The organism is Streptomyces sp. NPDC004609 (genome assembly GCF_042873655.1).
GTDB lineage: Bacteria > Actinomycetota > Actinomycetes > Streptomycetales > Streptomycetaceae > Streptomyces.
The window spans coordinates 1-24,223 of sequence record NZ_JBIALS010000060.1 but is presented as its reverse complement, the minus strand read 5'-3'; the positions used below and the strand labels follow the sequence as shown (position 1 = coordinate 24,223).

The following is a 24,223-nucleotide window of genomic DNA, read 5'->3' as shown; positions in this document are numbered from 1 at the left end:
GGGCGATCACCCAGTGCCGGCGGTCCTCGCGGTGCCAGGGCCTCACCTCGACGCGGGCCCAGTCGTAGATCCGCCGGCCGTGGGCTCCTTCACCGGCAGGAACGGCGTTTCCACTTCTGCCGTGGCAGACCGGGGAACAGATCGTGGACGGGGTGGTCGAGTGCCCAGCGGGTGACGACGGTGTCGTGCCGGGTGGTGGCCATGACATGGAAGACGTCCGCCTGCTCCGGCTCGGACCGCCGGCCCTTGCTGAAGCCGTAGGCGGCGTCCGCCGTCACCCATCCGAACGGGACCCGGTCGGCAATCGCCCGGCGGACCATCGCCTTGGCCATCGCCGCCTTCGTCTCGAAGACAACACCGTCGTCGATACCCGCCCGCCGGCATCGCTCCCGGTCATCCGTCCAGGACGTGGGCAGATACAGACGCCGATCGATCAGCGTCCGCCCGCGGCCAGTCGCGTAAGCCAGGAACACCCCGACCTGGCAGTTCTCCGTCCGCCCCGCGGTGCCGGAGTACTGCGCCTCCAGCAGACCCAGTACCGACGGCGTGGCCACCTCCACGAGCGACGCGAGCAAACGAACCGCTCGAACCATCCCGCCACCGCACCAGATTCGTGCCTGACCAGCAGAAACCCGGCGATCACATGCGGAATGCGGATGGCTTCTGAGGCAGCGGTGGTGTGGAAGAGCCCCGAACTGGACGCGGTGCTCCCGAAGGCCGCCCGGACTCCGGTCGGAGTTGGCGCGGGCGTGGTGCGTTGGGGCGAACCGGCCTCTGAATATCCGGACCACCGCCCTGTGTGCTCAATGACAGGGTTCCCCAAGGCAGTGCGTCGCAGAGCCTCCGCGCAGTCCGGGCAGTACGTCCGATGACCTGAAGACGGTGGAGGGCACCATCACCCCGAACACCGGCTCCTGCTCGAAGCTGTACGCGCTCGAAGTCGACGGCGCCGTGCCGACGGAGGTGAAGAACTGGCAGGGGCTGTCCGGAGCGGGGTCTTCTGCAACGGCGTGCTGATCGGCCTCGCCCGCCTGGTCGGCTGCCGGTGGGACAGAACCTTCATGGTCCCGCCGCTCACACCTACTGCCAGCCGACGGCTTCACAGGCACGGTCGCCGCCCACAACACCCGCATGACTCCGCTCCTCCAAGGCGTGCACGAATCGACAACAACCCTGCACGGAATGACAAGGACGGGCGCATTCGTGCTCAGCATCATGGACATGGCCCTTCCATACTCTGGTGCGCGATGAGGCGCTTGGAGTCAGACGGGCTCAGGATGCACACGGCTCAGGACGGAGGCGCATCGTGCTCACTCCCGGAATACTGTTGTTCCCGGCGGGAACAGTCGCTTTCCCGGCCCGCACCGGGTCGGCGGCGCACGGCGACGGCAGCCCCGCCGCGAACGTCCGGCTCCCGTGACGGCCCCGGCCGGACGCCCATCGACCGGTGTCCTCGGCTCTGAGGAATTCGCCGCCCTCTCTCCCGCCCGGCGGGAGGAAGCGGTGCGGCGTACGCCGGGCAGCGCGGGGTGGTCGGAGACCGCGCGTATCGCCTTCATGCTGGGGCGGCCACGCACCTGTGTACCCGGCAACCTGGCGTTCACGCTCGGCTGGACGTCGGCGGGTGGCACGTTGTCACCGGCGTTCTTCCTCGGCATGTTCATGTCCCTCCTGTGCGGGCTGATGGCCAACCTCTACAACGCGTACACGGATCTGGCCGAGGACAGCCGAAATCTGCCCGGGCGGGTGTGGCTGGTACTGCGGATGGGGCATCGTCGGACGCTGTGGATCGGCTACGCTGCGACCGGCGTGCTGATCGTGCTCACCCTCCCGTACGGCGGCGTCCAGCTGCTGCCCCTGATGCTGTTGCTGCTCGTCGGGGCGCACCAGTACTCATTCCGTCCGCTGCGGCTGAAGGACGGGCCCGTGGTCGGCCTGCTGGCCTTCAGCCTCGCAGTCTTCGGGCCGTTTCTGCTCGGGGTCATCGGCGCCCCCGGAGGTCTCCGCGACCTGAACGGCTCCACCTGGGCGCTGTTCGGTTTCCTGGTGGTGTGGTTCTCGGCCAAGGGCATGGTGAAGAACCTTCCCGACTTCGACGGCGACCGCGAGGCAGGGCTGCGGACGTCCGCGACGGTCTTCGCGACCCGCGCGGCAGCGGCGCGCGCGGCCACGGCGATGACGCTGGTCGGCTACCTCTCGCCCGCCGTGTTCGTGGCCGCCGGGCTGCTCCCGCCCCGGGATCTGTGGGCGCTTATCTGGACGGCGGCGGCTCTGGTGCAGTGCCGGGCGATGGCCCGGGCGACGGAGAACGCCAGGGCCAACGCCGTGCTCAAGACCGACATGCTTCTGTCGACCGCCTTCCTCGCCTCGGTCCTGCTGCTGCATTCACCCGGGTGGGCCCCGGTGACGGGGGTGGCGCTCGGAGCCGTCCTGCTGTTCGGCAGCGACCTCCTGGCGCTGGACTCCCGGCGCCGGACCGACGTCACGACCCCCGCCGTCCCCTGAATCGCCCGCGCACCGCCGTCCCATGGTTCCGGTCGCCGTGCCGCGCGCCCACGCCGCCGTCGGGCGGCCCGCTCTGCGAGGACCAGAAGGAGACGACTCATGCCCGCCATCCCCGGCCCCCGGACGCCGGCACAGCTCTTCCGTGTCGCCCGGGCCTTCCAGCACTCGCTGCCGGAAGGGCTGGAACACCTTCGTGACACCTACGGCCAGGTCAGTGCCTTCGGCATCGGACCCACCCGTACCCACTTCCTCTTCGGACCGGACGCCAACGCCCTGGTCATGGGGAATGAGAGCAACTTCCGCTTCAGCGGTGCCTACGACATACTGCGGCCGATCGCCGGGGACACCGCTCTGGTCACCACCGACGGCGAGCCGCACGCCCGCCGCAAGCGCAAGGCGAGGCCCTCGTTCCACCGCGGCGGAGCGGAGGAAAGCACCCGTCTGATCCTGACCGCCGTCGACGAGACGATCGACCGCTGGCAGCCGGGGCAGTACGTGGACGTTCACGGCACCCTGCGCTCCGCGATCCGTAGCGCCATGCTGCGGCAGTTCTGCGGAGAACGGCTGGCGGCCCAGGAGGAAACCCTCGTCGCCGAACTGGAACGCATTCACGAACTGATGGACCACCCGCTCCCGCGACAGCTGATCGCCTGGAAGCTGCCCAGTGCCGCACGCAGAAGGGCGCTGGCCGCGATCGCGGCCGTGGAACGGCTCCTCTACGAGGAGATCCAGCGAAGGCGCCGTGAGGGCGATCCCGGCGGGCGGGGGCACCGGTCCGCCGGAGGGCCACGCGACCTGATCGCCGTGATGCTCTCCGAGGACGGGCCCGCGATGTCGGACCAGGAAGTGCGCGACATGGTCCTCAGCGCCTTGATCGCCGGCTACGACCCGGTCGGATCGGCCCTGGGCTGGGCCGTCTACAACTGCCTGAACACACCCGGCGTCTGGCAGCGGCTGCGGGACGAGGCAAGCGACGCGCCCGCGGGAGACGTGCCTGCGAAGGACGTGTTCTCGGCGGCGCGGGTCCGCGAGCTGCGCTACACGAACTGGGTGGTCCAGGAGAGCCTGCGCACGCACCCGCCCGTGGTGATGAGCCCGCGCCGATGCGTGCGGAGCTTTCGTTACCAGGGCCATCTGATACCCGGGGGCAGCCTGGTGGCGGTGAGCGCGTACATCACCCACCGCTCGCCCGCGGTGTGGGAGGAACCGGACCGCTTCCTGCCGGAGCGCTGGGACACGTCCAGGGAGGGGTACCACGCTCCCAGTCCGTTCGAGTACCTGCCCTACGGATACGGAGGGCGCCGGTGCGTCGGCGCGAACATCGCCGCGGTGGTCCTGCCCGCCGCGCTGTCGCGGCTCGCCCGGCGTACCACGCTCAGCCTACGGACCCGGCATCCGCAGTTCGGCGGCATCCCGGCGCTGATTCCCCGTGACGGCCTGTTCGTGGAGGTGGGCGCGGCCCCTGCGCGAGACGGGGCCGGCGGCGTCCTCACGAAGGATCCGCGATGACGGCGCCGCGCACGGCTCCGGCAGGAGCGGTCGCCGTACCCGACAGCGCCCGGGCCGGCCAAGCCTGGCACATGCGGGAAATGATCTACGGTCATGTGCGTTCTCGGGCCGTCTGCGCCGCTGCCGAACTCGGTCTCGCCGACGCGATCGGCACCGGATCACCGACCGCGGCCGAACTGGCCGGAGCCACCGGGGCCGACCCGGCCCTGCTCGCCCGCCTCCTGCGCGCACTGGTCTCCTTCGGAGTGCTGCGCAGGGAACCGGGGGACGACGCCGAGGGGTACAGCCTCACCCCGCTCGGCGAGACGCTGCGGTCCGGCGTCCCGGCCTCGGCCCTGCCGACGGCCCTGCTGGTCGCCACGACGATGGCCCCAGCCTGGGAACGGCTCACCGAGGTGGTCCGCCACGGGCGTCCGGCCTTCGCGGACGTCTTCGGCGTCGGTTTCTTCTCCCACCTGGACCGCGACCCGTGGCTGCGCGGGATCTTCGACCGGTCCCAGGAGAGCGGACTCTCGCTCGAACTGGAGGGCTTGCTCCAGGCAGTCGACTTCACCGGCCCCCTGACCGTCGTCGACGTCGGCGGCGGGGACGGTGCGCTGCTGACCAGGCTGCTGGGGGAGGACCCCCGGTCACGCGGCGTGCTGGTCGACCTCGCCGCAGCACTGCCCGCAGCGGCCCGCAGGCTGACCGGTGCCGGGCTGGCCGACCGGTGCGAGCTGGTCGAGGGTGACTTCCTCACCGCCCTGCCCCCGGGCGGCGACCTCTACCTGCTGCGCCACATCCTGCACGACTGGGACGACGCGTCCTGCCACGTCGTCCTGCGCAACTGCCGCCGGGCGATGGGGCCCGGGGCCCGGGTGGTCGTCGTCGACTACCTGGTGGACGAGGCGAAGGGCGACGGGCCGGATCAGGGGGCCAGCGGCCAGTGGGGAGCGCTGATGGACCTCTACATGATGTCCCTGTTCACCGGGGGGCGGGAGCGGACCCGGGAGGAGATGGCCGGCCTGCTGCGCGAGGCGGGACTGACCCCGGTACGGACCACCCTGCTGCCCGGCGGCACCGGAGTGATGGAGGCACGAACCGGCGGCTGCCCGGAGGAGACAGGAGACGCACAATGATGCCGGTCGGCCACAGGGCCACCTCGACGAACGCCTGCCCCCGGGACGTTCCGGACAGGACCTCCGCGACGGGAGACGGGACGAAGGCGCCGCCGCCGGCAGGCGGCACGGCGCAGGTGGGAGCGGGGGCGGAGGCTCTGGTGCGCGGATGGCTGGAGTCGTACATCTCCCGGCCGCACGAGGAGCTGGGACGGGACGGCCCGGTCTGTCCCTTCGTCGCGCCCGCCCTGAAGGAGGGAACCCTGCTCCTGCGCACGCGCCTGGGAATGGCGGACGCGGACGGCGACGACCTGCGGGCCGTGGTACGGGACATGGTGCGCGACTTTCGCGCCCGGCGCTGGCCGCAGGCCAATCCGACGATGCGCACCGTCCTGGTGACCCTGCCCGATCTGCCGCCCGCCGACTGGCCCCTGCTGGACACCGTCCACGCGGAGCTGAAGGGAGAGCTGGCGCGTGCGGGTCTGATGCTCGGGCAGTTCCACCCTGCCTGTCCCGAGCCCGCGGTACGCAACCCCGCCTTCCCGGTGTCGAGAAGCCCCGTGCCCCTGCTGGCACTGCGGAACATGGCCATCCACGACGTGCTCTTCCTCCACCACCACAGCGAATTTTTCGCCGAGTACCGCAGGCGCTTCAGCTCCCGCTACGAGCGCGACGCGGTGGTCGACCCACTGCTGCGGAACACCTACCGGGAGGCGCTCGCGCGGCATACGCCGAGCGCGTCCGGCACCGCATCCCGCCAGACGAACGGAGAGGCAGAATGAGGCAGTTCGACCAGCGCTTCGAGGACTACATGCGCGGCCACACCAGCGAGGCGAGCCGCTGGATGCACGTGGCGGGGATGGTCACGGCGGTGGGCGCCGCGGGCCTGGCCGGACGGCGTCGCCGCCCCAAGCTGCTGTGGGCTGTTCCCGGCGCGTTCTTCGGCTTCGCCTGGAGTGGCCACTTCATTTTCGAGAGGAACTTACCCGTCGGCTTCACCGACCCCGGCGCGGCGTTCTCCGGCGACCTGAAGATGATCTTCATGATGCTGAGCGGGCGCAACGCCGAGCTGAAGGAACTGGTCGAGCGGCTGCAACGGCCCTGTTCTCCCGAGGCTACGGCGCAGTGACAAGTAGCTCTCTGTAGCGGATCAGGGGTGGGCTTGTCGGAGTTTCTGATCTTCCGGTCTCATCGGGGGCCCTGCTCGGCGAGGTTGGTCCGGTCATGACGACCGGAGGGAGCGCGGGTGCGGCAGGAGTGGGAGCCGGAGCTCCTGATCGAGGTCTGGACGCTGCTGGATGCAGGACCAGGAGCGGCTGCGGAACAAGTCGGGGGCGGACCGGTTGGGGTTCGCGCTGCTGCTGAAGTTCGTCGAGGTGGAGGCCCGGTTCCCGGAGGACGCCGGGGAGATCCCGGTGCCGGCGGTGTCGTACGTCGCCCAGCAGGTGAGGGTGCCTGCGGAGGAGTGGGCCGCGTACGACTGGTCGGGGCGGGCGATCAAGCGGCATCGGATGGCGATCCGGGGCGCGTTCGGCTTCCGTGAGTGCATCGAGGAGGATCAGGCCCAGCTCGGGGAGTGGCTGGCGGTAGAGCTGTGCGGGGTGGAGCTGAACCGGGACCGGCTTGCGGAGGCGGTGGTGGCCCGCTGCCGCAAGGACCGGCTGGAGCCGCCCGCCCCGGGACAGATGACGCGGTCAGCACCTTCGAGGAGCGGTTCTGCGCGGCCACGGTGGGTCGGCTGTCGGCGGCGACCCGGTCCCGGCTGGACGACCTGATCGCCGAGGACGTCGGCGCGGACGCGGAGAGCGCGGGCGGCGGGGGTACGTTCTTCACCAAGCTGAAGGCGGACCCGGGCGCGCTGGGGCCGGACAGCCTGCTGGCGGAGGTGAACAAGCTCCAGCGGGTGCGGGGGCTCCAGTTGCCGTCGGGGCTGTTCGCGGACGTGTCGGAGAAGCCGGTGGCGGCCTGGCCGGCGCGGGCCGCGAAGGAGTACCCCTCGGACTTGCGGGCGGCGGCCGGGCCGGTGCGGTACACGCTACTGGCCACGCTGTGCCACGTACGGGAGACGGAGATCACCGACTCGCTGGTGGAGCTGTTCATCCAGCTTGTGCAGAAGATCAACACGCGGGCGGAGAAGAAGGTCGAGGGCGAGTTCAACAAGGAGCTGAAGCGGGTCCGCGGCAAGGAGGGCATCCTGCTGCGGCTGGCGGAGGCGGCGGTCGCCGAGCCGGGCGGCACGGTCCGCAAGGTGGTCTATCCGGTGGCCGGGGAGTTCACGCTGAAGGCCCAGCCGGGAGAGCCTGGTCGAACGGCTGCTGGGATTGTTCACCGACCACAGTGCGGGCCTCACCCGCGACAAGACGCGGCGGGGCCTGAGCAAGGTGCTGGACTGGCTCGCAGCGCCCACTGTCAGACCCGGGTGGGAGACTCGGGCGACGGCTCACAACCAAAAGGCCGAGGAGGCTGTGATGAACGTATCGCTGAGAGAAGTACAGGACAGCGACCTGATCGTCTTCTACGCCCACTCGAACGATCCGCAGGGGGTCCGGATGGCGGCGTTCACCGCTGATGACCCATCGGACCGCACTCGCTTCGACGCCCACTGGGCGCGGATACGCCAGGATCAGGCGGTTGTTGTGCGCACCGTTACGGGGGAGAGCGGCGAGGCGGTCGGGCACGTGTCCGTCTTCGGCCCGCCCGGGGAACGCGAGGTCACCTACTGGATCGGGCGGGAGCACTGGGGCCGTGGAGTGGCCACCGCCGCGCTGCGGCAGCTCCTCGACGCCGTTCCGGAGCGTCCGCTCCATGCCCGCGCGGCTGCGGACAACGCCGGGTCGATCCGGGTGCTGGAGAAGTGCGGATTCGTGGTGATAGGCCATGAGCGCGGATTCGCGAACGCACGGGGTGAGGAGATCGACGAGGTCGTCCTCACCCTGGTCGACTGACCCGCTCCGAGGCCGCCGACGCCCGAGCGGAAGGTCACCGCTCGACCACGGGCGGCCGACCCGCACTGGCTCGGCACGCCATCCCTGGGTCAGATCAGCGCGCGCACCGCCACAGTCGTCGCTCACTGCATCGGTTCGGGCGTTGCGGGCTGCTGGCTCTGCCCGTCACCTCGCCCAGGGCCCTCCAGACCGCCTGGCCCTCGTCACCGAACATCACCCCGACCGGCTATCAACACCAGCTGTCGGCGTACTCGAGAATGTGGCTCTGGCCGCAGTTCCGTGACAGCTGCCAGCGGGTGTCTGGTGGTTCCTTGCCGAGGGTCCGGGACCGATTGTCAGAGCGCCGTGGCACAGTCTGCGGTCATGGACATCGACAAGTTCTGGGACGTCATCGAATCCGTGCGGTCTGCCGCGGCTGAAGCTGGCGATCCCCTCGACGAGGGTCTCGTCAAGCAGCTCGCGAAGGGAACACAGCAGGAGGTTCTGGAGTATGCAGAACGATTCGACGAGCTGCATGACGCCTTGTACCGCTGGGATGTGTGGGCGGCCGCCTACCTCATTGGGGGCGGCTGCTCCGACGACAGTTTCATGGACTTCCGCGCTGGTGTGATTGCCCTGGGTCGTGGGTGGTACGAGCGTGTGGCCGCTGCTCCCGACAGCCTTGCTGTGCACCCTGCCGTGCTCCGGGCCGTGAACGCCCGGGACCGCTCCGAGGTTGTGTTCTACGAGGATATGAACTACGTAGCTGCTGGAGCGTTCGAACGGATCACGGGCGATGCAGATGCCTTTTACAAGGCATGGCACAGCTTCCGAGGAGCGAATACCGGGAGCGACAACACCGTAGACATGGGCGAGGATTTCGACTTCGACGACAACGATGAGATGCGCCGCAGGCTGCCTCGCCTGGCCCCACTCTTCCTCGGTAGGGCCGATTGAGGATGCCCGTTCCATGATAGTCATGGTTGGGTGAGGGCGCGGGTGCGGAGGAGCTCGAACGAGGCCCGGCCGTACATGGCCCTCTTGAGGGTTTTCACCCGGTTCACGTGACCCTCGACGACGCCGGAACTCCACGGCAGGGTGAGCCCGGCGGTGACGGCGTCGAGGTCTTGGCGGAGGAAGCCGGCGAAGCTCTGCATCGGCTTCGGCGCGTCCTGTTCGGCCTGGCGGATCCACTTCAGCAGCAGGTATCCGCGCCGGTGACGAACGAGATCGGCGAACGCGCGGGCGAGGTCGCAGGCCCGGGCGATGTCCGGGCAGGCGAGCCGGACATCCAGCAGCCTCCGGTGCTGGCTTTCGGTGAGGGTTTCGCGGGGTCGCATGATCCAGGAGGTGATCTTGCGGGGGCTGGGGACGTCGGCCCGGACCGGTTCGGCGGTGCCCACCCGCAGAGCGGCGAGGTGTTTGCGGACCATCTGGCGGCTGCCGCGGCAGCCGCGTTCGTGGATTTCCTGGAAGAGACGGGTGCCGTTGACCTGGCCTTGAGTCTCGGTGAAGCGGGCGTTGAGGTATGCCTTGAACGGCTCCAACACTCCGTTGGGGCGGCGCTCACATGCGGAGGCCAGGAGTTCGTCGAGGTCGGTGTCGCGGAAACGGCGTACGGTCTTGCGGCCGAGGTTCAGGCGGCGGCCGATGGCGCTGATCGTCTAGCCCTTCTCCATCAGGCGGTGGACGTCCTCAGAGCGGTGACGGGTCCGCTCGATGATCTGCGTGCGGGGCAGTTCCGGCACCGGCCGTTCCATCGGGACCGGTTCCGGAACTGCCAGTTCCACATCCTGCTCGGCGTGTTTGCGCAGGCAGTTGCGGCGCTGGTGGCAGGTCTTCTCACTGCGGCGGACAGGTTCTGCAGCAAATGCCAGCGATCGGCGACTTCGAGGGCGTTGGGAGCGGCTTCCCTGACCGCCTTCGTGTGGGCGGTGGCCCGGTCGCGGCAGATGATCTCTGCACCGGGATGGTCCTTGAGCCACAGGCCGCGAACGTCTCCGAGGTGCGGTCGGGCAGCACATTCACGACCCGGCCGGCCTCGACGTCGACCAGAGCGGTGCCGTAGGTGCAGCCCTTGCGGAAGGCGAACTCGTCGACCCCCAGCACCCGCGGGGCACGGCTTCGAACCGGTGGCGCGGTCAGCAGCCTGAGTAGCGGGGTCCGGCCCGCGGTCAGCCGCAGGTGCCGGCACAGTCGTGCCGCCGGACGGCCGCCCGGCTCCACCGCGATCGACCGCAGCCACCCCGTCAGCCCGGTGCTCGCGCGGCGATGCCGCTCGGTCAGGCCCGGCACCTGCTCGGCGAACGTCTTCCGGGCACACTTCTTCCGGGCGCAGAAGTACCGGCGTACCCGGAGGCGGATCACGACCCGGCGCGAGCCCAACGGCCGCTCATCGAGGCTTCGTTGGTACGAGCTGTGCACGCGCTTTGCCCGCTTCCGGCAGTCCGGACACCGGCTCGGTCGACCGGTGGACACTGCCTCCACCACGAGGGCGCCGGAGGGGCCACTGACACGCTCCACTCGCACACCGATCCCGGGAATGAGCACATCCTCAACCGTCTTGCTCGCCACGGCAGGAAACACACTGCCGAAACGATCCCCCGTTCCCGCCCCTGACCTGGGTATTCCCGGAACTGCGGCCAGAGCTCACTCGGGACTGGTCAGGTAGGCCGTGGCCCCGACCTCTCCGATGAGAGCGCGGGACTGTCCGGGCTTCAGCATGGCGAACACGACATCAACGTCACCGTGTCCATGCCGGCCCCGGGGGCCGTCGCTCCATCGGGTGGCGGAACGATCTCCGACGAGTCCTGGTGTCCTGGCCGTGGCGGGGGCCGGCCGCGCAACTCGCCCGGCCCCGGTCGGGAACAGATCCGCGGACCGGTAGCCGCCCGTGCTCTCGGTCCCTGGGCAGGGGGCGGAATGAGGTCCGCGGGGGAGCCGTGGGCAGGCCCCGAGGGCTCCGCAGGGCTGGCGAAGTCAGGGATGAGTTACGGCCAATTCGTGGAATCACTCGTGTCATCTCGGCGCCCCGGGGGGCACGCTTCCCATGCCCCCTGTCCCACACGCCCCAGCAGTCTCTCATCGCAACAGGGCACCCCCGTGTCCTCCCGACGGAACGCACACGCACCCGCACGCCCCGCCCGTCCGGCAGCACCGCCGACGGGCCCTGTCCCCGGCCGTGACACACGGCCGGCACCGAGGAGTTCAGATGAGACGGTTGTCCCGCAGTACACCGGCCGCCGCGGTACTCCTGACCGGCACCGCCCTCCTGGCAGTGACCCTGCCGCCCGCCACCGCCGAGGCCGCACCTCCCACACCCGCCGCCCTTCCCCGCGCCGGGGCACTGCCCGTGAGCCTCAGTCCGGCCCGGCAGGCCGAACTCCTCGCGGACGCCACCGCGGCACGCGCCACCACCGCGACCGCGCTCGGCCTGGGCCGCAAGGAGAAGCTGGTACCGCGCAGTGTCCTCAAGGATGCCGACGGCACCCTGCACACCCGCTACGAACGCACCTACGACGGGTTACCCGTCCTGGGCGGCGATCTGGTCGTCCACACCGCACCGTCCGGTGCCACCAAGAGCGTGACCAGGGCGACCGGCGCACGGATCTCCGTCCCCAGTACCAGCCCGGTCCGGAACGCCACCTCCGCCAGGACGTCGTCCCTGGCGGTGGCCAAGGAGGAAGGCAGCAAGGGCGCGGTACTCGGCCAAGCCCCCCGCAAGGTCGTCTGGGCCGCGGCCGGCCGGCCGGTCCTCGCCTGGGAAACCGTCGTCAAGGGCACCCAGCCCGGCGGTACGCCCAGCGAACTCCGCATCGTCACCGACGCGACGACCGGCGCCGAACTCAACCGCCGCGAGGCCGTGATCAATGCCGCCGGTGACACCCGGAGCGTACCCGGCGCCACCGACCGCGGCCGCGACCGCCGCAAGGCTCAGGGGAACGGGAAGGGGACCGGTTACAGCCGGCACAGCGGCAAGGTCAAGCTGGGCACCTCCCAATACGGTTCCCTGTACAACATGACCGACAGCGTCCGGGGCGGGCACCGGACGTACGACCACATGAACGACCCGTACGGCTTCGGCGGCGGCACTCTCGTCACCGACACGGACAACATCTGGGGCGACGGCACCTCGGCGAACCGGCAGACCGACGCGGTCGACGCCGCTTACGGAGCACAGGTCACCTGGGACTACTTCGCCCAGGTGCACGAGCGCTACGGCATCCGCAATGACGGCGACGGCGGGTCCACCAAGGTGCACTACCGGAACTACATGCGTGGTGCCTTCTGGCAGGACTCCTGCTTCTGTGTGACCTACGGCGACGGCGGCACCAGCCCGTACACCTCCATCGACATGACGGCCCACGAAATGGCGGTCGGCCTCATCGACGCCACCGCGAAGCTGTCCTACTACGGCGAGTCCAACGGACTGGCGGAGGCGACCAAGGACATCTTCGCCGCCGCCGTGGAGTTCCACGCCGACAACCCCCACGACCCGGGCGACTACCTCACCGGTGAGAAGGTCGACACGGGCGGCCTCAACCACTATCCGCGTCATATGGACCGGCCCGCGCAGCAGCTCAGGGGCACGAACTACTGGCACCCCCGTATCGACTCCAGCCGGCACGGGCACTACATGGCCGGTCCGGCCACTCACTGGTTCTATCTGGCCTCCGAGGGCAGCGGCTCCAAGACCGTCAACGGCGTCGCCTACGACAGCCCCACCCACGACGGACTGCCCGTCACCCCCATCGGCCGTGCCGCCGCCGAGAGGATCTGGTACCGCGCCCTCACCCTCTACATGACCTCCACCACCGACTACGCCGGGGCCCGCACCGCCACCCTCGCAGCCGCCGCCGACCTGTACGGGGCGTCCTCGCCGACCTATCACAAGGTGATGGAGGCGTGGGGTGCCGTCAACGTCGGCACCCGGCCCGGCGGCCCCGCCCCCAGGCCGCCAGGCCCCGTCTTCGAGAACACCACCGACATCCCCATACCCGCCCATCCCGCGACAGCCGAATCACCGATCACCGTCACCGGAGTCCCCGGGAAGGCACCCACCATCCTCGTCGTCGACGTGAATGTCGCCGACTCCGGGCCACGGATGGAGTTGGTGGCACCGGACGGCACCGCCTATCCCCTCGTGAACGGCCCCTGGAGCGAGAACGGGCCCACCATCTCTACCACCGGCGTTGACGCGTCGTCCGAGACCGCCAACGGCACCTGGAAGCTGAGGGTGCGGGAAGCGGGCGGCTACCGCCCCTTCATCGACAGCTGGAAGCTGTCCTTCTGATCCCACGGCCAGGGGGCGTACGCATCGTGGCCGTGGGGGCGGCGGCCGGATGAGAAGTCCGGCAGCCGCCCCGTGCCCGCTCCGTGCGGCCCATGTGTCGGCCGTGGTGGCCATTGGTTCACGCCACCACTCCTCCGTCGCTCCGATCTGCTCCGCCGCAGAGAGCGGCGTCGATACCGCCTCTGCTCCAGTACCAGCCGCACAGCCGGGGAACTTCCGGGGCACTGGCGTCGTACCAGGTGAACGACGTGTGGTGGCCGCATGGGCGTGGGCGCCCAGGACGTTGAACCCGGAGAAGCCGCTCCTCCTGGTCTCGCGCTACGAGGCGTTCGGCCGTGGTGCGGACCAGGTGGGAATGGGTGACGCGAGGGCGCGGTCGGTGATGTCGTCGTCCAGGCCCGGTGCGTGGGGCCGGGCGCGAAGGTCTCGACAAGGTGGCGGCGCGCTTCGGGCGGGCACCGGCGACCTGGGTTCACGGCTGTACGCGGGTGCTCCCCGGCGGCCTGAAGGGTGCGGTGGAGTACGGCGCCGGGGCGATGATGTGGTGGTGGCCGTTCTGGATCTGGTAGACGAGATGGGCCTGCGCGATGGACGGGTCGTTCGTCTGATCCGGGTACACCAGGTTGGTCTGGTCGGGGGTGCCGAAGTGGTAGGAACCGTTCACTCCACGATGGATGGTTCGTCGCAGGAGGCGGTTGACCTCTTTGGCGTCGTGGGGGGAATCGCATTGTGCCCACGCGGCTGCCAGCAGATGAACCATGTCGTAGCGAATCCCGGCGCTGGACATTCCGGAGGTGATGCCGGAGCGTTGATGGAAGCGCCGCCCGAATTCGTGCCCGAAATGGTCACCGTAGAGCCCGCTCACCGTCGCCCAGAGCAATCCCTCGGCACTGCTGTCGGCTTGGTCGAGGAACAGCGGAACCGACGGTGAGTACAGCGCGTAGAGCAGGGCGCCGGTCGGCTCCTCGCGGAATCCGCGGACAAAGGCGGCCAGGGAAGAAGCGGAGAACTGGGCGACCATGACAGCGGCAGGGTCCAGGTCATGGATCTTCCTGATCACAGTGGGCCAGTTCGGCGAGAGGGAACTGATGTGGTCCACGGAGATTCGCCACCCGGCGCGCTCGGCCGCCTCCGTCGCGGACGCGGTAAACGTCGTCGTGTCCGCGTCGTCGGTGTCGAACACCTGCAGTCTGTTCGAGGCCGGCCGCCATGCGCCGGAATCACGCAGTGTGGTCAGCGTACGGACAAAGCCGATTCCATAGACGCTCTCCCGGCCGCACACCTGGAAAACGTTGCCGAACTTCTCGGGCTCCTCGGCGATCAGGTCGGCGGCGCTCGCGGAAGTCGAATGATGCAGCAGGGGAAAACCCGCCGAAGCGGCGGGGAGGAACTGCGCGGCGAGCGAGTCCCGGGACCGCTGGAAGGTGTATCCGGTGGTGATCGCGTCGACGTCCTCGGACGCGAGCCGCCCGATCGCGCGCTGGATCGCGCCGGTGTCCTGAATGTTGGTCCTGAGCGGGATGTGCTCGATCCTGCGGCCGGCGATGCCACCGCGTTCATTGATCTCGTCCATGGCGAGCCTGGTGCCCTGTTCCATCAGGAGACCGTCACCGAACCAGTCGCCGGCGGATGGATAGACGGCGCCGATCATCAGCGGCCGGAGGCGCGCCATGCGCCGCCGCGGGGCCGCGGGGGCGGGCGGACTGTCCACCGTGCCGCGGACCGCCGCCTCCAGTCTCAACAGGCTGAGCGGCGGCAGGCCGTCCAATCCGCCGTCGCCCTGCACCGGCAGGGTGAGCAGATCCCGGTCCAGCGCGATCGCCGCCGCCCCCGCACGACTGGTGACGCCGAGTTTGCCCAGCAGCCGTTCCACATGAGTGGCGGCCGTACGCCGGGAAACGGCGAGGCGGGTGGCGATGCCGGGATTCGTCAGCCCGCAGGCGAGCAGGGTCAGCACCTGTAGTTCCCGCCCGGTGAGCCCGCAGCGTTCATCCGGGCCAAGCGTCCGGACCTCGGCATAGCAGCCCCCGGACGGACGGCTCGCGGGGGAGATACGCACGCGCAGCACCTGGGGTCCCGTATCCGGTGGGCCGGCCGGGAGTGTGTCAGGAGCGGCGTTCCACACAAAGCTCAAAGGGGCGGACAGTTCGATCCGCGCGGCCGTACGGAGATAGCCGGCAAGCCCTGGATGCGCCGTGATGTCACCACGGTGGCGCTCCCGGATCTCGCCCCCGCGGGACACCACGGCGATCGCATCGGACAATCCGGCCGGATGCTTGCTCATCAACACAGGGTACGCGGGAGCGGCCCCGCCCGTTTGTCGGTCATCCGACCGACGAATCCAGGTTGCCTCGCTGACACTATGCGGGAATCGACCGGACGCAAAGGGAGAGCCAGATGCCCAGGATCGCAAGCTGCACTTCGGCATTCCGCGACGTTGCCGACTTCGAGGAATTCGCCGCACATGTCCGGGAGCTTCTCGACCTGGCGGCCGGTGCCGATCTCGTCGTGCTTCCGGAGCTGGTCACTTTTGAACTCATGACCGCAGTACCCGGCTGGCGTGACGCCGTCGACCTGGAGCCCGCGGCCGAGACGGTGCGGTTCACCGACCAATACCGCGACATGATGGCCCGCGAGGCCGCGGAGCGCCGGCAGCACATCCTCGCCGGTTCCCACCTGGTCCGATCCGGGGACGGGCGACTGCTCAATGTCGCCCCCCTGTTCGGGCCCGACGGAACGCTGCTGCACGAGCACGCCAAAACCCATCTCTTCCCACTCGAATTCTCTCTCGGTATCGGTGAGGGAGACGAAATGGCGGTCGTTGAACTCCCCTTCGGGGTCGTCGGCGTGAACATCTGCTACGAGGCCGAGATCCCCGAATGCTCGGCCTCGCTGACCGAGCAGGGTGTGCAGATTCTTCTCACCCCCTCACTGACGATCACCGAGGCCGGCTTCTGGCGGGTCCGCCACTGTGTGGCGGCCCGTGCCATCGAGAACCAGATCTACACCGTGCACTCCGGCGTCGCCGGCCCCGCCCGGGGGCACTGGCCCGGTGCCTGGGCACGCAGCGCGGTCCTCGGGCCGTGCGACGCCGGCTGGCCCGACAACGGGGTACTCGCCGAGACCGCGGCCAATGTCGACGCCGTCGCCGTCGCCGACGTCGACCTCCAGCGGCTTGCCGAGAACCGGGTCACGGGCTCCGCGACGACCTTCGCGGACCGCCGCCGGCGCGCGGAGCGCTATCGGGCCTGGCCCTCCCACTGAAGCCGACCACCGGGCATCCCGTTCACGCATTCCGATCAAGGAGAGAAGCACATGAGCAAGCCGACCATCTGCCTGACCTTCGACTTCGACGCCATCTCCGTATGGCTGGGCACCATGGGCCTGTCCACGCCGACCTATGTCTCGCGCGGCGAGTTCGCGGCGAACGTCGCGACCCCGCGGATCCTGGACCTGCTGGAACGCGAAGGAGTCACCTCCACCTGGTACATCCCCGGCCTGGACGCCGACACCTACCCGGACGTCTGCAAGCGCATCCGTGACGCCGGCCATGAGATCGGCCATCACGGCTACGCCCATGAAGGCCCGACCAGTCTGGACGAAGCCGCCGAGTCCGAGGTACTCGAACGCGGACTCGACGCCCTCGACCGGGTTCTCGGCGTGCGCCCGACCGGATACCGGTCGCCCGCCTTCGACCTCTCCGCCAACTCCACGAGGCTGTTGTCCGACTACGGATTCGTCTACGACAGCAGCATGATGGCCCACGACTTCGAGCTGTACCGCTGTCGCACCGGCGACGTCATTCACACCGACCGGGCCATCGAGTTCGGGCGCGAACTCGACCTGGTCGAAGTGCCCGTCTCCTGGACCCTCGACGACTTCCCCTTCATGGAGTTCGCGCTCGCCCCGCCGATGCTGATGCCCGCGTCCACCGACGTCGAAGGACTCGCCAACCGCTGGCTGGGCGATCTCGACTTCATGGTGGAGGAGGTTCCCCACGGTGTGTTCACCCAGACGTTCCACCCGCAGTCCATCGGCCGCGCCGGCCGCATCCGGATCCTGGAACGGATCATCCACCGGGCCAAGAAGCACGGCGCGCGGTTCACCACCGTCAACCAGGCGGTGAGCGACTGGACCGCACGGCCCACCGCTGAGCACCGCTGACCCCTGAGCCGGTCGCCCGCGGGGAGGGCGACCGGTGAGTGGACGCGGCGGTCGAGGAGAACACGCTGCTGGTGATCTCCGGCCCGGGGACCGCGGTGGACACGGCCACCCGATCGGGTGGAACTCGGTGTGACTGGTGCTGCACTCAGTTCTGTTTCACATCAGGGGAAGGGGCGGAGCTCCACAGGGTCATGCCGCGGTCCAGGAGCGGCGCCGAAGCGAAGTGGAGCGACTGTGAGACGAAGACCCTGGTCTGCGCTGCGAGCGCCCGGCAGATCTCGGCTTTGAGTGCCCTGGCGGCGGAGATCGGTTCGTCGTTCGGGTTCGACAGAGCCGGCAGGTCCACGACATGAAGGGCCGCCTCTGACTCACCCCGCTCGTGGAGCCGACGGGCGTGATCCCAGCGGGCCAGGACCATGTACGACATCCTCCCGTCGCACGTCTACTACGAGGGTCGCACCATCGGCAGGCCCCCGAAGCGCGTCGCCCACCGCGGCGGCGTCTACCGGGATGACCGCTGGATCTACGACCGCACCAGCGATCACGACCCCAATGTCATCCTGAGCTTCCTGATCGAGGACTTCGACGTCTTCCTGCACTGGGACAGCTCCGGGCCGATGACCATCGCCTTCCGGGTGCCGGGAGTATCCGTGGACGCCATGCGCCCCTACCTCGTGGGCGACGCGAGGCACGGCGTGACCGTGCAAGTGAGCAGCGTGGACGCCGTCGTCCAGATCTCCCGGGACGCCGAATGGGACCAGGAGGACGAGTTCGACGAGCCCTGGGCGGAGATGCCCGGGGAGTGGCTCGACCTGCTCCTCCCGCTCCGTGACGACCTGGCCGCAGGTGATATGAGTGCCCTCTACCTCGGCTGGCGCATGGTCGCAGGGGAGGAAGTCGGGGACGGATGTGAGCCGCCGCTGCCGCCGCGCATCGCCGCCCTGGAGGAGTACGCCTGGCCGGAGACGGCACCGGCACTGGCCGCCCTGGACCGGATCCTGCGCCCGGAGGACTGGGATCCCGAAAGCCCTGAGGGCTGGCCCCTGCAGCGCAACTCCTGATACGAGCCGGGCGGCCGGTCTTCGGAGCCGGAGCCGGAGCCGGACGGCGATTGATGCCGCCCGCAGCGCCTCAGGCCCCAGGCCCGGCGCGCAGCGTCATGTCGCGCAGCTCGGACGCGACGACGAGCTGCTTCCCGGCGGACGTGGCCACCTGAAGTGTCAGCACCGCCGGGTACCGTTGATCGCATCCGATCCTTTCACCTTCTGGCTGCTGGTGCTGATACGGACACCGCCCGCCCCGGTCACGACCCGGGCGAGCGGCACATGTTCTCCTACGATGACCGGTCGGCCACGGGCCCGAGTGGTGGATGCGGAAGGACTTGCTCAGGCGGTTGATGCGAAGGCGTCGACGCCTGTGAGTTCGGCCGAGAGCTTCCACAGTCGCGCCGCCTGCGCGGGGTCCGTCGCGTAGGCGCGTACGCCCCCGGTGGGCTCACCACCGCTCGCGGGCTCCGCGATGTCGCAGTCCTCGCAGTAGACGCCGCCCATGCCCTCCAGCTGCGGGGAGGTCGCCGCCCACACCTGTGTCGCCGCACCCTGGCCCGGGGTCTTGAACCCGGCGTTCGCCGGGTTGCCGTCCTCATCGATCCAGCCGGCAGCGAGCATCTCCTCCCTGGGCACGTGGCGGCCCAGCTGGGTGGCGATGGCGCCGGGGTGCACCGAAAACGCTCGTACACCTGCGTCCCGGCCGAGCGCATCGAGCTGTACGGCAAACAGTGCGTTGGCGTTCTTCGCCTGCCCGTATGCCTGCCACTTGTCGTAGCCGTGCTCGAACTGCACGTCGTCCCAGCGGATGCCTGAGAACTGATGGCCGTTGGACGACACCGTGACGACCCGTGCCCCGCCCCGCGCGATCGCCGACCAGAGCCGGTTGACGAGCGCGAAGTGGCCGAGGTGGTTGGTCGCGAACTGCGCCTCCCAGCCCGGTCCGACTCGTGTCTCCGGGGTGGCCATGATCCCGGCGTTGTTGATCAACAGGTCGATGCTGCGGCCGGAGTCGATGAAGCGTTCGGCGAAACGGCGCACACTTTCGAGGTCGGAGAGATCCAGTTCGTCGACCTCCACGCTGTCGATACCGGCGACCGCCTCCTGGGCCGCAACGCGGCGCCGGGCGGGCACCACGACATGGGCACCGGCACCGGCCAGCGCCCGCGTCGTCTCCAGCCCGAGGCCCGAGTAGCCGCCGGTGACGATCGCGAGCTTTCCGGTGAGGTCGATCCCTCGCAGGACCTCCTCCGCGGTGCTCCGGGCTCCGAAGCCCGACTGGATCCTGTGCTGAGGAGTTGCCATGTTTCCACGCTACGAGTCGCAAGCCGCACGAAGCCAAACGCGTGGCCGAGCCGTCGCCGAGTTCACTCCGGCGAGGGGGCGTCCCCAGGGCGAAAGCCTCCGCTACTCGGAGCCGGACGCCGAGGCCCGCGCAGCCGCTTCCCGGGCCGGCGCGGAGGCCCTGGCCGAAGAGCGCCCCGCTGCACCCCCGCATCGACATGCCTGCACGCTGGTCACGCCGACGCGTCGCCCTGCCCGGTGGCTTGCCGTCGCGGGAGAGCATGCGGATCAGGTCGTGGCCGCGGAATCCTCACCCGTGGTCAGGGAGTCCGTGACGGTCTCGGGCTTCGGGCCGCCGTCGCGGGCGTGGACAGGGTCCAGGATGTCGCCCCGGCTCTTCCCCGGCCGCCGAGCGAGCCAGCCCATGAATCCCGCCACCCTGCGCGACGCGTCAGGTGCACTCGGTATCCCTGTCGAGAAGGGCCGGACCTCAGCCATCCGCCGGCTCGTCCTCCAGGCCCCGGCACCCGTCATCGCCCAGGCACTCGGCTCCACGACAAGAGCACCACCCGGATCGGCAGCGAGGCAGGCACCCCCTGGTAGCACTATGCACCCGGTGGCCACTCACGGTGATGAACTCCGCAGCGTCGGAATGCCTGGTCGAGAGAACGCCGGTCACACAGTCAACGACGCTTACCAATCCCAAGGGCGGTCTAGCATGAAAGGTAAGGCTTCATCTCCACGCCCGTGCTACAGCGGCAGGGAGGCTGGTATGGCGTTCGACACGACTGGTTTCGAGCAGGCGGACGGCGGCCGTTACATCCCGATTTCCGAGCACGGCCTGATCGGCGATCTTCGTACGACCGCTCTGGTCGGCACGGACGGCACCATCGACTGGTACTGCTGCCCGCGCTTCGATGCGCCCAGCGTCTTCGGGGCCATCCTCGACGCCGACCGGGGCGGGTCGTTCGAGTTGGCCGCCGAGGTCCCGACCCGCACCAGGCAGTTCTACTTCCCCGACACGAACGTGCTGATCACGCGGTTCTTCGCCGCGGACGGGGTGGCGGAGATCCAGGACTTCATGCCCGTGGTCGACGAGTCGCGCGAGGCGGCCCGGCACCGGCTGATCCGGCGGGTGGTCTGCGTCCGCGGAACCCTCCCGTTCAGGGCGCGGATCGCCCCCCGCTTCGGCTACGGCGCCGAAGCGCACACCACGCACCTCGAAGGCCACGTGGCAGTGTTCCGCTCCCCGTCACTGACGCTCGCGCTGACCGCGACCGCACCCCTGGAAAGCGACGGCCTGGACGTGTCGTCGCACTTCAAGCTCCTTGAGGGCGAGTCCAACGTGTTCGCCCTCGACCAGATCGGCGACGAGGTCCCGGCCCGGTCGTGCCCGCGCGCCGAGGCCCAGGAGCAGGCCGAGGCGACCGTCCGGTTCTGGCGCCGCTGGCTGGCCGGCTCGCGCTACCACGGGCGGTGGCGGGAGATGGTGAACCGTTCCGCGCTGGTGCTGAAGCTGCTCACCTACGCGCCGACCGGTGCGATCGTCGCCGCACCGACCACCAGCCTGCCCGAGCGGATCGGCGGCGAGCGCAATTGGGACTACCGCTATGTCTGGGTCCGCGACGCCGCCTTCTGCGTCTACGCGATGCTGCGCCTGGGGTTCACCTCGGAGGCCGAGGCATTCATAGGGTTCATCTCCGAGCGGGGCATCCTGCGGGGCACGGGGGAGAGCGGTCCGTTGCAGATCATGTACGGCATCGACGGGCGCGTCGAGCTGCCCGAATATGAGCTTCCGCACCTGGAGGGATACCTCGGCTCCGCACCGGTCCGGGTGGGCAACGCCGCCACCGGCCAGCTCCAGCTGGACATCTACGGTGCGCTGATCGACTCGATCTACCTCTACGACAAGTGGGGGCAGCCGATCAGCAGTGAGCGCTGGGACGAGGTCGGTGCCGTGGTGGACTGGCTGTGCGAGCACTGGGACCAGCCCGACGAGGGGGTGTGGGAGACCAGGGCGGGCCGGCGGAATTTCGTGTACTCGCGGCTGATGTGCTGGGTGGCGCTGGAGCGCGCGATGCGCATGGCGAACCGCCGCGGTCTGCCGGCGGACCTGCCCCGCTGGCGGGAGTCGCGGGACGCGATTTACCGGCAGATCATGCGGCGCGGCTGGTCGGCCGAGCGAGGGGCGTTCGTCCAGGGGCTGGACGACCACGTGCTGGACGCCTCGCTGCTGATGATGCCGATGGCCAAGTTCATCTCGCCCACCGACCCCAAGTGGCTCTCCACCCTGGACGCGCTCACCACTGACCTGGTCTCCGACTCGCTGGTATACCGCTACGACCCGACCGCCAGCCCGGACGGCCTGCCCGACCCCGAGGGCACCTTCTCGATCTGCTCCTTCTGGTACGTGGAGGCGCTGGCCCGCGCAGGCCGACTGGAGGAGGCCAGGCTCGCCTTCGAGAAGATGCTCACCTACGCCAACCACCTCGGTCTGTTCGCGGAGGAGATCGGCCCGACCGGAGAACAGCAAGGCAACTTCCCCCAGGCCTTCACCCACCTCTCCCTGATCAGCGCCGCCTTCAACCTCGACCGCGCGCTGGGCTGACGCAGCATCCCCGCTGTAGGTTTCCAGGCCCCGTGTCCTTTCCCACCGGCCATGTCCACCGCGTGGCCCATAGGACAAGGGGATGGGAATCTGCAGGTGAAGTGCCATCTCCTCAGCCGAGGGTGGCGCACGAGCCGACGCAGCGGGCACAGCAGCGGGACGATGCTCTGTGGATCAAGGCCCCGGTGTCCTATCTCCGACCCACGGTGCAAAGTAGCCGTCGCCCCACTTCCCGCTCCCCGTCGCTTCGAGCCCCGAAGGGGCATCCGTGTTGTCGACTCCTGGGTGTCGCTGTGGTGCTGGGCGGAGCATGGTCGGGTGCGGTGCGCTGGTCTTCATGCCCAGATTGCGATCGCGGTGTCGCCGGTCGAGGCGTAGACTATGCCGTCGGCTACCGCGAGTGTCCTTACCCCTCGTGTGATCTGACGCTGTGCTGGTCAGCTGATGCCGAGGAGGTCCAGCGGGCGGGTGAAGGGCTGGTAGGAGACAGGCCGGAGGGCGGCGGCGATGTTCTGGGTGCCCGGCCCGTCGGAGGGTGCTGACGGCGAGGTTGCGCAAGGTGGCCATGTTCTCCGGTCCGCGGCCGGTACGGATGCGACTGGCGTCCTCGGCGAAGATCGTGTCGCGCACGAAGTGCAGCCGGTCTTCGATGCCCCAGTGCGAGCGTGCCGGTTCACCGAGCTGCTGCGGCGACGCCTGCGTCGAGGGCAAGTCGGTGATCGCGTAGATCGTCTTGCGGGTGAGTCGGCCGGTTCTGGCGTTCGCGCCAAAGCGCATGATCCGGGCGGCCTGGACCGCGCCGGGAATGTCCAGCTCCAGCCCGTCAACGGTCAGCGCCTTGACGACCCGCAGTTCACGCCGACCATGCCCGCGGCTGCGGGCCGCATGGCGAGCGGTGACCCGGCTCCAGGGCAGCGAGCGCGGCGCCGTGGACAGGGACGGCTGGTTGTTCTTGACCACCAGCAGGTAGTGCGCCTGCTTGTCCCGGGTGTGGAAGCGGACGTGCTCGCGCTGGGTGTGCAGCGCGTCGGCGGTGACGACGACCCCGGTCAGGCCGAAGGGGGGCGAGCAGCCGGGCAAAGCCCGTGATCTCGTTGGTCTTGTCCGGCACGCGCAGCTGACTGATCGTCCGCCCGTCGTCGGTCATCGCGGCCGGCAGATGTGCGGACGGGACGTGGCCGTTGCGGGAGCCGCGGGCACTCTTGCCGTCCACTGCGACTGCGGTAGCCCCGGCCGGATCGCCACCGGCCAAGTCGGCCGGCCCACCTGGGCAGACCCGCTCCAGCGCCCGGCGGATGGTCGCGGCACTGGGCGCGATACGCACCGCGAAGGCGCCGACGACCCGGGTACCCAGCCGGGCCGGGGTGGTCTGCTGGGCCGCAGCGGCCCATTGCCCGATCGCCGTGTACGAGCGGGCGCCGGTCACTGCCGCGGACGCCGCGATCAGCACCACACTCACGAACGGATGACGTACTCCCCGCCTACGGCGCGGGTCCGGCAACCTGACCAGCCGCTCCGTCAGCGACATGCCCGCCACCCGGTGCGGCGGCAGGGCTTTGACGAGACACGGCATGGCAGACTGACGGCACATCGAAGCTCCGTCGCAGGCAGACGACTTGGGAAGGTCATCCGCATCAACGGGGTTTCGTTGCGTCAGGCACGGCCACCCCGCCCTGCGACGCTACAAGATCACGCGACTCCGCTAGGGCGTGTATCGAAAGTAGCGCCGTCCGCCCGGAGGGCGGGGCCTGCGGCGTCCGGTGCGTGCAATCGCAAGGCGGAGGGTCGCCCTC

Annotated in this window: 23 protein-coding genes and 2 pseudogenes; 15 read left to right on the top strand and 10 right to left on the bottom strand. The window is 69.5% G+C overall.

All coding sequences use genetic code 11. The annotated features are described in order from the left end of the window. A pseudogene (locus ACFYT4_RS34485) lies at positions 1 to 527 on the bottom strand (transposase); the annotation flags it as partial. A 355-nt stretch (positions 528 to 882) separates the two neighbouring features. Between ACFYT4_RS34485 and ACFYT4_RS34480 the strand changes: the two are divergent. The 10 genes from ACFYT4_RS34480 (at position 883) to ACFYT4_RS34435 (ending at position 8,992) form a co-directional block, all read left to right on the top strand. Continuing rightward, positions 883 to 1,017: a hypothetical protein gene (locus ACFYT4_RS34480; protein WP_389278313.1), complete on the top strand. Its 135-nt coding sequence runs from the start codon at positions 883 to 885 to the stop codon at positions 1,015 to 1,017. A 486-nt stretch (positions 1,018 to 1,503) separates the two neighbouring features. Then, positions 1,504 to 2,505 (top strand): UbiA family prenyltransferase, encoded by a 1,002-nt coding sequence (locus tag ACFYT4_RS34475; protein WP_389278310.1) that lies wholly within the window; start codon positions 1,504 to 1,506, stop codon positions 2,503 to 2,505. 99 nt (positions 2,506 to 2,604) lie between these two features. Further along, positions 2,605 to 4,014, top strand: coding sequence for a cytochrome P450 (locus ACFYT4_RS34470; RefSeq protein ID WP_389278307.1), 1,410 nt, complete (start codon positions 2,605 to 2,607; stop codon positions 4,012 to 4,014). Continuing rightward, entirely contained in the window at positions 4,011 to 5,132 is a 1,122-nt protein-coding gene (locus tag ACFYT4_RS34465; RefSeq protein WP_389278304.1) for a methyltransferase, read from the top strand. Before ACFYT4_RS34470 ends, ACFYT4_RS34465 begins: the two co-directional genes overlap by 4 nt. A 140-nt stretch (positions 5,133 to 5,272) precedes the next feature. Further along, positions 5,273 to 5,893, top strand: a complete 621-nt coding sequence (locus ACFYT4_RS34460) for a DUF6875 domain-containing protein (protein WP_389278301.1) — start codon at positions 5,273 to 5,275, stop codon at positions 5,891 to 5,893. Beyond that, positions 5,890 to 6,240, top strand: coding sequence for an Mpo1-like protein (locus ACFYT4_RS34455; protein WP_389278299.1), 351 nt, complete (start codon positions 5,890 to 5,892; stop codon positions 6,238 to 6,240). Before ACFYT4_RS34460 ends, ACFYT4_RS34455 begins: the two co-directional genes overlap by 4 nt. Positions 6,241 to 6,409: 169 nt before the next feature. Continuing rightward, positions 6,410 to 6,886 carry a DUF4158 domain-containing protein gene (locus ACFYT4_RS34450; protein WP_389278296.1) on the top strand — a complete coding sequence of 159 codons (477 nt, stop codon included), beginning with the start codon at positions 6,410 to 6,412 and terminating at the stop codon, positions 6,884 to 6,886. Further along, positions 6,841 to 7,680: a hypothetical protein gene (locus tag ACFYT4_RS34445; RefSeq protein WP_389278293.1), complete on the top strand. Its 840-nt coding sequence runs from the start codon at positions 6,841 to 6,843 to the stop codon at positions 7,678 to 7,680. The genes ACFYT4_RS34450 and ACFYT4_RS34445 overlap by 46 nt, the downstream gene beginning before the upstream one ends. Continuing rightward, positions 7,580 to 8,056, top strand: coding sequence for a GNAT family N-acetyltransferase (locus ACFYT4_RS34440; RefSeq protein ID WP_389278290.1), 477 nt, complete (start codon positions 7,580 to 7,582; stop codon positions 8,054 to 8,056). The genes ACFYT4_RS34445 and ACFYT4_RS34440 overlap by 101 nt, the downstream gene beginning before the upstream one ends. 363 nt (positions 8,057 to 8,419) lie before the next feature. Next, complete coding sequence (locus ACFYT4_RS34435) at positions 8,420 to 8,992, top strand: DUF4240 domain-containing protein (protein ID WP_389278287.1); 573 nt, start codon at positions 8,420 to 8,422, stop codon at positions 8,990 to 8,992. 20 nt (positions 8,993 to 9,012) lie between these two features. Here ACFYT4_RS34435 and ACFYT4_RS34430 read toward each other — a convergent pair whose 3' ends face one another. The 3 genes from ACFYT4_RS34430 to ACFYT4_RS34420 all read right to left on the bottom strand — a co-directional run bounded on the left by ACFYT4_RS34430 (position 9,013) and on the right by ACFYT4_RS34420 (position 10,513). Next, complete coding sequence (locus ACFYT4_RS34430) at positions 9,013 to 9,582, bottom strand: transposase (RefSeq protein WP_389278284.1); 570 nt, start codon at positions 9,580 to 9,582, stop codon at positions 9,013 to 9,015. Positions 9,583 to 9,699: 117 nt separating this feature from the next. Continuing rightward, on the bottom strand, positions 9,700 to 9,825 hold the full coding sequence (locus ACFYT4_RS34425; RefSeq protein ID WP_389278281.1) for a hypothetical protein: 126 nt from the start codon (positions 9,823 to 9,825) through the stop codon (positions 9,700 to 9,702). A 52-nt stretch (positions 9,826 to 9,877) separates the two neighbouring features. Beyond that, positions 9,878 to 10,513, bottom strand: coding sequence for a transposase family protein (locus tag ACFYT4_RS34420; RefSeq protein ID WP_389278316.1), 636 nt, complete (start codon positions 10,511 to 10,513; stop codon positions 9,878 to 9,880). A 733-nt stretch (positions 10,514 to 11,246) separates the two neighbouring features. On the opposite strand from ACFYT4_RS34420, the gene ACFYT4_RS34415 reads away from it, so the two are divergent. Next, on the top strand, positions 11,247 to 13,328 hold the full coding sequence (locus tag ACFYT4_RS34415; RefSeq protein WP_389278278.1) for a M4 family metallopeptidase: 2,082 nt from the start codon (positions 11,247 to 11,249) through the stop codon (positions 13,326 to 13,328). 472 nt (positions 13,329 to 13,800) lie between these two features. Here ACFYT4_RS34415 and ACFYT4_RS34410 read toward each other — a convergent pair whose 3' ends face one another. After that, the gene (locus ACFYT4_RS34410; RefSeq protein WP_389278275.1) at positions 13,801 to 15,756 is read right to left on the bottom strand and encodes a LuxR C-terminal-related transcriptional regulator; all 1,956 of its coding nucleotides are present in this window, start codon (positions 15,754 to 15,756) and stop codon (positions 13,801 to 13,803) included. On the opposite strand from ACFYT4_RS34410, the gene ACFYT4_RS34405 reads away from it, so the two are divergent. Both ACFYT4_RS34405 and ACFYT4_RS34400 read left to right on the top strand, forming a co-directional pair. Continuing rightward, on the top strand, positions 15,726 to 16,592 hold the full coding sequence (locus ACFYT4_RS34405; protein WP_389278272.1) for a nitrilase-related carbon-nitrogen hydrolase: 867 nt from the start codon (positions 15,726 to 15,728) through the stop codon (positions 16,590 to 16,592). The genes ACFYT4_RS34410 and ACFYT4_RS34405 overlap by 31 nt on opposite strands. Before the next feature lie 51 nt (positions 16,593 to 16,643). Next, the gene (locus tag ACFYT4_RS34400; RefSeq protein ID WP_389278269.1) at positions 16,644 to 17,492 is read left to right on the top strand and encodes a polysaccharide deacetylase; all 849 of its coding nucleotides are present in this window, start codon (positions 16,644 to 16,646) and stop codon (positions 17,490 to 17,492) included. 145 nt (positions 17,493 to 17,637) lie between these two features. Here ACFYT4_RS34400 and ACFYT4_RS34395 read toward each other — a convergent pair whose 3' ends face one another. After that, the gene (locus ACFYT4_RS34395; protein WP_389278266.1) at positions 17,638 to 17,910 is read right to left on the bottom strand and encodes a hypothetical protein; all 273 of its coding nucleotides are present in this window, start codon (positions 17,908 to 17,910) and stop codon (positions 17,638 to 17,640) included. Between ACFYT4_RS34395 and ACFYT4_RS34390 the strand changes: the two genes are divergently transcribed. Continuing rightward, a complete protein-coding gene (locus tag ACFYT4_RS34390) occupies positions 17,909 to 18,553 on the top strand; it encodes a hypothetical protein (RefSeq protein WP_389278264.1) in 645 nt (214 codons plus the stop codon). The two genes, ACFYT4_RS34395 and ACFYT4_RS34390, sit on opposite strands and share 2 nt — an antisense overlap. A 324-nt stretch (positions 18,554 to 18,877) precedes the next feature. On the opposite strand, the gene ACFYT4_RS34385 is transcribed toward ACFYT4_RS34390, so the two are convergent. Then, entirely contained in the window at positions 18,878 to 19,843 is a 966-nt protein-coding gene (locus ACFYT4_RS34385; RefSeq protein ID WP_389278261.1) for an SDR family NAD(P)-dependent oxidoreductase, read from the bottom strand. A gap of 267 nt (positions 19,844 to 20,110) precedes the next feature. Then, complete coding sequence (locus tag ACFYT4_RS34380) at positions 20,111 to 20,248, bottom strand: hypothetical protein (protein ID WP_389278258.1); 138 nt, start codon at positions 20,246 to 20,248, stop codon at positions 20,111 to 20,113. Positions 20,249 to 20,594: 346 nt separating this feature from the next. Between ACFYT4_RS34380 and ACFYT4_RS34375 the strand changes: the two genes are divergently transcribed. Further along, positions 20,595 to 22,430 (top strand): glycoside hydrolase family 15 protein, encoded by a 1,836-nt coding sequence (locus ACFYT4_RS34375; protein WP_389278255.1) that lies wholly within the window; start codon positions 20,595 to 20,597, stop codon positions 22,428 to 22,430. Positions 22,431 to 22,604: 174 nt separating this feature from the next. Here the strand turns inward: ACFYT4_RS34375 and ACFYT4_RS34370 are convergent, their stop codons facing one another. Then, complete coding sequence (locus ACFYT4_RS34370; RefSeq protein ID WP_389278252.1) at positions 22,605 to 23,510, bottom strand: ISAs1 family transposase; 906 nt, start codon at positions 23,508 to 23,510, stop codon at positions 22,605 to 22,607. 253 nt (positions 23,511 to 23,763) lie between these two features. Continuing rightward, a pseudogene (locus ACFYT4_RS34365) lies at positions 23,764 to 23,958 on the bottom strand (transposase family protein); the annotation flags it as partial. Positions 23,959 to 24,223: the final 265 nt, after the last annotated feature.